This is a genomic window from Streptomyces sp. MnatMP-M17, from assembly GCF_900091995.1.
Classification (GTDB): Bacteria; Actinomycetota; Actinomycetes; order Streptomycetales; family Streptomycetaceae; genus Streptomyces.
The window spans coordinates 1-8,574 of the sequence record NZ_FMDK01000298.1; the positions used below are offsets into that span (position 1 = coordinate 1).

The window sequence follows — 8,574 nt, forward strand, 5'->3', positions numbered from 1 at the left end:
CGGCGCGTCGGCCGCGGTCACGGACGGCGCGGGCAGGGCGTCCGCCGTGGGCGCGGGCGGTGCCCACGCCGTGGTGCCGGGCGGCGCGTCGGCCGTACGTACCAGCCGGACCCGTTCGGCCCGGTAGCGGTCCACCTGGCGCACGGACAGCCGCCAGCCGGGCAGCTCCGCCTTGTCGCCGGGAGCCGGGATACGTCCCAGCAGATCGGCGACCAGGCCGGCCAGTGTCTCGTACGGCCCGTCCGGTACGTCCAGCCCGATACGCCGCAGCGTGGGAACCCGGGCGCTGCCGTCCGCGTCCCAGGCCGGGCGGCCGTCCTCGGCTGCGACGGGAGCCAGTTCCGGCCGTCCGTCGCCCTCGGCGTCGTGCTCGTCGCGCACCTCGCCGACCAGTTCCTCGATGATGTCCTCCAGGGTGACGACCCCGGCCGTACCGCCGTACTCGTCCACCACGACGGCTATCGGCTGCTCGCTGCGCAGCCGTTCGAGGAGCTGCTGCACGGGCAGGGTCTCGGGCACCAGCAGTGCCGGTACGGCGATCTCTCCGGCCGGCGTGCGCAGCCGGTCCGCCACGGGCACGGCGAGCGCGTCCTTGAGATGCACCATGCCGACGATCTCGTCGATGCGCTCCCGGTAGACGGGAAACCGGGAGAGACCGGTGGCACGCGTGAGGTTGAGGACGTCCGCCGCGGTGGCGTCGGTCTGGAGGGCGCTCACCTTCACCCTGGGCGTCATGACGTGCTGCGCGGTGAGCCGTCCGAGCGAGAGCGTCCGTACGAACAGATCCGCGGTGTCCTGTTCGAGGGTGCCCGCGCGGGCGGAGTGGCGGGCCAGGGAGACGAGTTCGCCGGGCGTGCGGGCCGAGGCGAGTTCCTCGGTCGGCTCCACGCCGAGCACCCGGACCAGCCGGTTGGCGACGGTGTTGAGCAGGGAGATCACCGGTCGGAACACGGTGGCGAAGAGATACTGCGGGCCCGCCACGAACCGGGCGACCTGGAGCGGCCGGGAGACCGCCCAGTTCTTCGGTACAAGTTCGCCGATCACCATCTGGACGGCGGAGGCGAGCAGCATCCCGATCACCACGGCGATACCGGAGACGGCGCCTTCGGGCAGTCCGGTCGCCAGGAGCGGCCCGTCGAGCAGCCCGGCGAGCGCGGGCTCGGCGAGCATGCCGACCACGAGCGAGGTGATGGTGATTCCGAGCTGGGTGCCGGAGAGCTGGAAGGACAGCTCCCGCAGGGATCTGACGACGGCGCGGGCGCGGCGGTCACCGCCGGCGGCGGCGCGCTCGGCGTCCGGGCGGTCCACCGTGACCAGGCCGAACTCGGCGGCCACGAAGAAGCCGTTGGCGAGGATCAGAAGGAACGCTGCGGCGAGCAGCAGAAGGGGGATGGTCATGCCGCCGCCTCTTCGAAGGGGGCGGCGCAGGTACTACCGGACGATCCGTCCATTGCTGGAGGGAGTCACTCCTCGGGTCGCAGGTGCCCCACGGGCCGACACGGCCGTCATATGCGGGGCGGGGGCGCACTCGGCGCCTCCGCCACCAGAGTAATCAAGACAGGGCGTGCGGGGGCAGTGGTGTACGGCGCTGTGGAGGACCCGTCGCGCGGAGCCGGACCGGCTCCGCGCGGTCAGTTCTTCTCCGTACCGGTGCCGTGCGACTCCGTCAGCGCACGCAGGGCGCGTGCGTCACGGATGGCGTGCGCCTTGGCGATACCGGGCTGGATGCCCAGCACGGGCAGGCTGCTGCCGTCGCTCAGATCGAGGAAGACCCAGGGATCGCCGGGACGCAGATTGACCCGGAGGATCTCGGCCCACTCCAGTCGGCGCGTACGGGTGAGATTGACCACGGTCACTCCGCCGGCGTCCGCCACGACCTTGGGACGGCTGAGCATCGCCAGTACACCGAGGAAGATCAGGGCCGTGAGAATGAAGCTCGCCCGCTCGCCCGGGCCCAGCTTCTCCAGCAGCAGGGCGACGACCGTGATGACGGTGAACATGACCACCCCCACGGTCAGCAGGACGATCCGGGTCCTGGTCGGCCGGAAGGTGACCGGGAGGACGGGCTCCACGGCCCCGGACGGACCGCCGGACTGCGGGCGATTCGGTTCCGGCGTATCGGTGTCGGAGGAGTCCGATGGACCGGATGGACCGGATGGATCAGACGGACCTGGCTGGGGCTCGGGAGCGGACATCGGTTCCTGGTCTTCCCGTGGTGGCATCGGAGTGCGTCGGAGGCCGTGACGTCAGAGGCGTTGACGTCAGAGGCGGCAGGCGTGGATCGCCGTGGTCAGAATGGCACGGGCGCCCAGTTCGTACAGATCGTCCATGATCCGCTGCGCCTCCTTGGCCGGAACCATCGCACGGACGGCGACCCAGCCCTCATTGTGCAGCGGAGAGACGGTCGGCGACTCCAGGCCCGGCGTGAGGGCGACGGCCCGCTCCAGGTGCTCGGCGCGGCAGTCGTAGTCCATCATCACGTACGAACGGGCCACGAGAACGCCCTGGAGCCTGCGCAGGAACTGCTGGACCTTGGGCTCGTTCGCGCCCGCGCCGGTGCGCCGGATGACCACGGCCTCGGATGTCATGATCGGCTCGCCGACCACTTCGAGGCCCGCGTTCCGCAGCGAGGTGCCGGTCTCCACCACATCGGCGATGACCTGGGCGACACCCAGTTCGATGGCGGTCTCGACCGCGCCGTCGAGGTGCACGACGGAGGCGTCGACGCCGTTGTCCGCGAGGTGCTTGGCGACGATGCCCTCGTAGGAGGTGGCGACGGTCATCCCGCCGAACTCCTCGACACCGGCCGCCGTGCCCGGCTTGGTGGCGTACCGGAAGGTGGAGCGCGCGAAGCCGAGCGGAAGGATCTCCTCCGCGTTGGCGCCGGAGTCCAGCAGCAGATCACGGCCGGTGATGCCGATGTCGAGCCGGCCGGAGCTCACATAGATCGCGATGTCCCGGGGCCGGAGGTAGAAGAACTCCACCTCGTTGTCCGGGTCGACCAGGACGAGTTCCTTGGACTCCTTGCGCTGCTGGTATCCGGCCTCATGGAGCATCGCCGACGCAGGTCCGGACAGTGAACCTTTGTTGGGAATGGCGATGCGCAACATGACGGCGGATTCCTTTGTGCGAAGGGATGGTTGTGCGGGGATCGTGCGCGTACGGAGCCGCCCCGGGCCGGTGCCCGAAGGCGCCGGCTCCGAGCCGGCCGCCGGCTCGGGGCCGGTCAGAGATGGGCGTAGACGTCGTCGAGGGAGATTCCGCGCGCGACCATCATCACCTGGACGTGGTAGAGGAGCTGTGAGATCTCCTCCGCGGCGGCTTCCTTGCCCTCGTACTCGGCGGCCATCCACACCTCGGCCGCCTCTTCTACGACCTTCTTGCCGATGGCATGGACGCCCTTGTCCACCAGCTCGGCGGTACGGGAGGTCGCGGGGTCGCCGTTGGCGGCCTTCTGCTGAAGCTCGGCGAAGAGCTCCTCGAACGTCTTCTTGGACATGGTGGGAGTCACTTTACGCGGCCCGCGGAGGCCGTCAGCGCCAGGGCTCGGCGACGGTGCGCAGGGTGGCCGCGGTGGCGACGGCGGCGGTGACCGCCTCATGGCCCTTGTCCTCGTGCGAGCCCTCCAGCCCGGCCCGGTCGAGAGCCTGCTCCTCGGTGTCGCAGGTCAGTACGCCGAAGCCGATGGGCACTCCGGTGTCGACGGAGACCTGGGTGAGGCCCTGGGTGACGCCCTGGCACACGTACTCGAAGTGGGGAGTACCGCCCCGGATGACGACACCGAGGGCGACGACCGCGTCGTAGCCGCGTCCCGCGAGCACCTTGGCGACGACGGGCAGTTCGAAGCTGCCCGGGACACGGAGCAGCGTCGGCTCGTCGATGCCGAGCTCCCCGAGGGCGCGCAGGGCGCCGTCGACAAGGCCGTCCATGATCTTCTCGTGCCACAGTGCCGCGATCACGGCGACCCGGAGGTCTCCGCAGTTCTTCACACTCAGTTCGGGTGCGCCCTTGCCGCTCACGTCTCTCCTTGAAGCTGTGCGTGCTGGTCTGTCGTTGGATGTGGATGTGGGTGTGGATGTGTGCTGGTGCGGGAGCCACGCCGGCTCCTACTGGTTGCCGCAGGCGGACGCGCCGACGGCGGCGTCGAGCCAGGGCAGGTCGTGTCCCATCCGGTCGCGCTTGGTGCGCAGATAGCGGAGGTTGTGCTCGCCCGCCTGGACGGGCATCGGCTCGCGTCCGGTGACCCGGAGCCCGTGACGGACCAGCGCGGCGGTCTTGTCCGGGTTGTTGGTCATCAGCCGCAGACTGTGCACGCCGAGGTCGTCGAGGATCCGCGCGCCCGCCGCGTAGTCACGGGCGTCGGCGGGCAGGCCGAGCTCCAGATTGGCGTCGAGGGTGTCCCGGCCGCGCTCCTGGAGTTCGTACGCGCGCAGCTTGGAGAGCAGCCCGATGCCCCGGCCCTCATGACCGCGGAGATAGACGACGATGCCGCGCCCGGCCTCGGTGATGCGCTCCATGGAGGCCTGGAGCTGAGGGCCGCAGTCGCAGCGCAGCGAGGCGAAGATATCGCCGGTGAGGCACTCGGAGTGGACGCGTACGAGCATGTCCTCGCCGTCGCCGATGTCCCCGTGGACGAGGGCGACATGCTCGACGCCGTCGACGGTGGAGCGGTAGCCGTACGCCGTGAACTCGCCGAAGGCCGTGGGCAGCCGGACCTCGGCGGCACGGTGGACGGTCGGCTCGGTGGTACGGCGGTAGGCGATCAGATCCTCGATCGAGATGATCGTAAGACCGTGCTTACGCGCGAACGGGATCAGTTCGGGCAGCCGCAGCATCACTCCGTCCTCACCGGCGATCTCCACGATCGCGCCGGCCGGACGCAGCCCGGCGAGCCGGGCCAGATCGACGGCAGCCTCGGTGTGACCGTTCCGTACGAGCACACCGCCGGGCTTGGCGCGCAGCGGGAAGACATGGCCCGGCCTGACGAAATCGGCGGGCTCGGTGTCGCCCGCGGCGAGCAGCCGGAGCGTGGTGGCCCGGTCGGCGGCGGAGATTCCGGTGGTGACGCCATGGACGGGCGCCGCGTCCACGGAGACCGTGAAGGCGGTGCGCATCGACTCCGTGTTGTGGCCGACCATCTGCGGGAGTTCGAGCCGGTCCAGCTCCGGGCCCTCCATCGGCGCGCAGATCAGTCCGCGGCACTCGCTCATCATGAAGGCGACGATCTCGGGCGTGGCCTTCTCGGCGGCGATGACGAGGTCGCCCTCGTTCTCGCGGTCCTCGTCGTCCACGACCACGACCGGCCGGCCGGCCGCGATGTCACGGATGGCCTGCTCGACCGGGTCGAGGGAGAGGTCCTCGACATTGTCCGTGGAGTACCAGACAGGTGGAGTGGCGGCGTGCGGTACCTCGTTGAGGGCGGTGACTGCTGCCGGACGGGATGTGGCCGACGGGCGGGATGTCATGCTGCTGCTCCTTCCAGGGACGGGGCGCCGGCGCGGGAGCGCAGCCACCAGTCACGCATTCCCCACAGGACGAGGACGAGGTAGATCACATAGACGAAGCCGGAGAAGGCGAGTCCGCTGCTGAAGGCGAGCGGTACGCCGACGAGGTCGACGAGCAGCCAGGCGAACCAGAACTCGACGAGCCCGCGCGCCTGGGCGACCATCGCGGCGAGGGTGCCGACGAAGATGTACGCGTCGGGCCAGGGATTCCAGGACAGTTCGGGGACGGCGACGAAAAGGCCGCCGACGGCGAGCGTGCCCGCCGCCGTACCGCCGAGGAGCACACCGCGCTCGGACCAGCTCGCGAACCGTACGGCGATGGAACCGTCCTGGGCCTGCCGCGTACCGTGCTGCCACTGGCGCCAGCCCCACAGCGCGACTCCGATGACCAGTAGCTGCTTGCCGACGCCACCGCCCAGTTCGGCGGAGGCATAGGCGCCGACGAGGATGATCCCGGAGAGCAACTGCGCGGGCCAGGTCCAGATCGAGCGCCGCCAGCCGAGCGCGAGCGCGGCCAGTCCGATGGTGTTGCCGATCATGTCGGACCACAGGATGTGCTGGCCGAAGGCCGTGAAGGCCTCGCCGTTCAGCCAGGACAGCGCGCTCACAGGGCGGACTCCTCGGCTCCGGCTCCGGCTGCGGCTGCGGCGCCCGCTCCTGTGCCCGCTCCCGCGCCGAGCAGCCGCTCGACGTACTTCGCGATGACGTCGACTTCGAGGTTGACCGGGTCGCCGGGCGCCTTGATGCCGAGCGTGGTCAGCGCGAGCGTGGTGGGGATGAGGCTGATGGTGAAGTAGTCCGGTCCGGCGTCCACAACCGTGAGGCTGACTCCGTCGACGGTGATCGAGCCCTTCTCGACCACATAGCGCGTCAGCGCGGCGGGCAGCGAGACCTTGACGATCTCCCAGTGCTCGGACGGCTTGCGCTCCACGATGGTGCCGGTGCCGTCCACATGCCCTTGGACGATATGTCCGCCGAGCCGGCCGCCGAGCGCCATGGGACGCTCCAGATTGACCCGGGAGCCGGTCTCCAGGGCTCCGAGACTGGACCGGTTCAGGGTCTCGGCCATCACATCCGCGGTGAACTCGCCGTCGCCGAAGTCCACGACCGTGAGACAGACTCCGTTGACGGCGATCGAGTCGCCGTGCTTGGCGTTCTCGGTGACGACGGGCCCGCGGAGGCGGAAGCGTGAGGAGTCGCCGAGGTTCTCGACGGCAGTGACCTCACCCAGTTCTTCGACGATTCCGGTGAACACTCAACGCTCCTTCGTGGTGGTGGTGCCCGGGACAGGACCTGGTGCGCCTGCGGGTACGGGCTCGGCCTCGGCGGACGCGGCTGCCGTCGCCGGTTCCGGGATCGCGGTGATCCGCAGATCGGGGCCGATCCGTGCGGTCTCCGTCATCCGGAGTCGCAACGCCTCGGCGATGGTGGTGATTCCGGCGTCGCCGAGGGCGGCGGGACCCGCGCCGAGGAGGACGGGAGCGAGATAGCCGACGACCTTGTCGACCGCTCCGGCGGCGACGAACGAGCCGGCCAGGACCGGACCGCCTTCGAGCAGTACGGAGCGGACGCCGCGCTCGTGCAGCGCCGCCAGCAGGGCGGGGATGTCCAGACCGCGTACGCCGCGCGGCAGCCGTACGACATCGGGGAGATGACCGGAGTCCGTGAGATCGGCGTCCTCGGCGACGGCGATCAGCGTGGGCGCGGCACCGTCCAGGATCCGGGCGCCGGCCCGTACGGCGGTGGCCTCCGTGTCGACCACCACGCGCAGCGGCTGTACGGCGCCTTCGACATCCCGCACCGCGAGATGCGGATCGTCGGTACGCGCGGTGCCCGAGCCGACCACGACCGCGTCGGCCTCGGCGCGCAGCCGGTGGACATCGGCGCGGGCCTCGGCGGAGGTGATCCAGCGGCTGGTGGAGTCGGCGGCGGCGATCCGGCCGTCGAGTGTGGCCGCGTACTTCCACAGGACATGGGGCCGGCCGCGCCGTACGGAGGTGAGCCAGGCGATATTGCCGGCCTCGGCCTCTTCGGCGAGCAGCCCTTGTTCGACCGCGATCCCGGCCGCGCGCAGCGTCCGCGCGCCGCCGGTGGCCTGCGGATTCGGATCGGCGACCGCGTAACTGACCCGGGCGACCCCGGCCTCGATGAGCGCCTGGGAGCAGGGACCGGTACGGCCGGTGTGATCGCAGGGTTCGAGCGTGACGTACGCCGTGCCGCCACGGGCCCGTTCGCCGGCCGCGCGCAGGGCGTGGATCTCGGCGTGCGGTCCGCCCGCGCGCCGGTGGAATCCCTCGCCGGCAGGGCGTCCCGCGGCATCGAGGATCAGGCATCCGACGACGGGATTGGGGCTGGTGGAACCGAGCCCGCGCGCGGCCAGCGCGATGGCCCGACGCATGGCGTCGGCGTCTGTCACGGCCTCGGCTTCGGTGGCCACCGGGTCCTCCTGCCTCTTCGGGCACGGACTCCGGGGCCTGTCGATGACGACAGAGAAGCGGAACGCACACAGGGACGCCGAGGCCGACGATCCGGATCGTCCGAGGACGATCCGCCGACGGCGGCGTACCGATGACGGCCCGCCGCGCACTGCCTCCCATCCGGACTTTCACCGTCGGTCCAGGAATTTCACCTGATCAACCGGCCGCTGGCTGCGGACGGGTCGCGGACTGTTACCGCCGGTTCGGAATTACACCGACCCCGGAGTGCGCTGCTTCTGGTACGCGACCAGTGTGCCACGCCCGCTCGTCGGCCATCCGAGGGATATCTGTGGGCTGTCTCACAGGCGCTCGAGCCGTCTCATATTCCGGGCGTAGCCGACTCGGTCGGCTCGGGGCAGCCCGCTCGGTCGGCTCGGGATGGCCCGCTCCGCCCGGCCCGGCCTGGCTCGGCCCCGACTGCTCGGCTCGGGCGGTCAGTTCGGTTCCGGCGCGAACAGGTCGTCCTGGGCCGCGTCGCGTGCCGTCAGCAGGGCGCCTCGTAGCACGGCCGTACCGCCCAGGGTCCCGGCTCTGACCTCCGTGTGCAGCGGCGACATCGCCGCCAGCCGGGCCTCGACCCGGGCGGCCAGGGC

9 protein-coding genes, 1 pseudogene and 1 riboswitch are annotated in these 8,574 nt (G+C 70.7%); all 10 genes and pseudogenes read right to left on the bottom strand.

Going from position 1 to position 8,574, the window contains the following annotated elements; translation table 11 throughout:
• A partial coding sequence (locus GA0115259_RS14090) for a hemolysin family protein (protein ID WP_107469184.1) occupies positions 1 to 1,398 on the bottom strand: 1,398 nt, incomplete at its 3' end.
• Between the two features lie 233 nt (positions 1,399 to 1,631).
• Complete coding sequence (locus GA0115259_RS14095) at positions 1,632 to 2,195, bottom strand: PH domain-containing protein (RefSeq protein WP_093596047.1); 564 nt, start codon at positions 2,193 to 2,195, stop codon at positions 1,632 to 1,634.
• Between the two features lie 66 nt (positions 2,196 to 2,261).
• A complete protein-coding gene (gene hisG, locus GA0115259_RS14100; RefSeq protein WP_093596050.1) occupies positions 2,262 to 3,110 on the bottom strand; it encodes an ATP phosphoribosyltransferase in 849 nt (282 codons plus the stop codon).
• A gap of 116 nt (positions 3,111 to 3,226) precedes the next feature.
• Positions 3,227 to 3,499 carry a phosphoribosyl-ATP diphosphatase gene (locus tag GA0115259_RS14105; protein ID WP_018850137.1) on the bottom strand — a complete coding sequence of 91 codons (273 nt, stop codon included), beginning with the start codon at positions 3,497 to 3,499 and terminating at the stop codon, positions 3,227 to 3,229.
• A gap of 34 nt (positions 3,500 to 3,533) precedes the next feature.
• A complete protein-coding gene (ribH, locus tag GA0115259_RS14110; RefSeq protein ID WP_093596053.1) occupies positions 3,534 to 4,019 on the bottom strand; it encodes a 6,7-dimethyl-8-ribityllumazine synthase in 486 nt (161 codons plus the stop codon).
• Positions 4,020 to 4,106: 87 nt separating this feature from the next.
• The gene (locus GA0115259_RS14115) at positions 4,107 to 5,465 is read right to left on the bottom strand and encodes a bifunctional 3,4-dihydroxy-2-butanone-4-phosphate synthase/GTP cyclohydrolase II (RefSeq protein ID WP_093596056.1); all 1,359 of its coding nucleotides are present in this window, start codon (positions 5,463 to 5,465) and stop codon (positions 4,107 to 4,109) included.
• A complete protein-coding gene (locus tag GA0115259_RS14120; protein WP_093596059.1) occupies positions 5,462 to 6,112 on the bottom strand; it encodes a nicotinamide mononucleotide transporter family protein in 651 nt (216 codons plus the stop codon). Before GA0115259_RS14120 ends, GA0115259_RS14115 begins: the two co-directional genes overlap by 4 nt.
• Positions 6,109 to 6,759 (bottom strand): riboflavin synthase, encoded by a 651-nt coding sequence (locus GA0115259_RS14125; RefSeq protein WP_093596062.1) that lies wholly within the window; start codon positions 6,757 to 6,759, stop codon positions 6,109 to 6,111. Before GA0115259_RS14125 ends, GA0115259_RS14120 begins: the two co-directional genes overlap by 4 nt.
• Positions 6,760 to 7,902: a bifunctional diaminohydroxyphosphoribosylaminopyrimidine deaminase/5-amino-6-(5-phosphoribosylamino)uracil reductase RibD gene (gene ribD, locus GA0115259_RS14130; protein ID WP_093596065.1), complete on the bottom strand. Its 1,143-nt coding sequence runs from the start codon at positions 7,900 to 7,902 to the stop codon at positions 6,760 to 6,762.
• Between the two features lie 181 nt (positions 7,903 to 8,083).
• A riboswitch (FMN riboswitch) is annotated at positions 8,084 to 8,214 on the bottom strand.
• Between the two features lie 201 nt (positions 8,215 to 8,415).
• Positions 8,416 to 8,574: pseudogene (locus tag GA0115259_RS41775) on the bottom strand (ROK family transcriptional regulator); the annotation flags it as partial.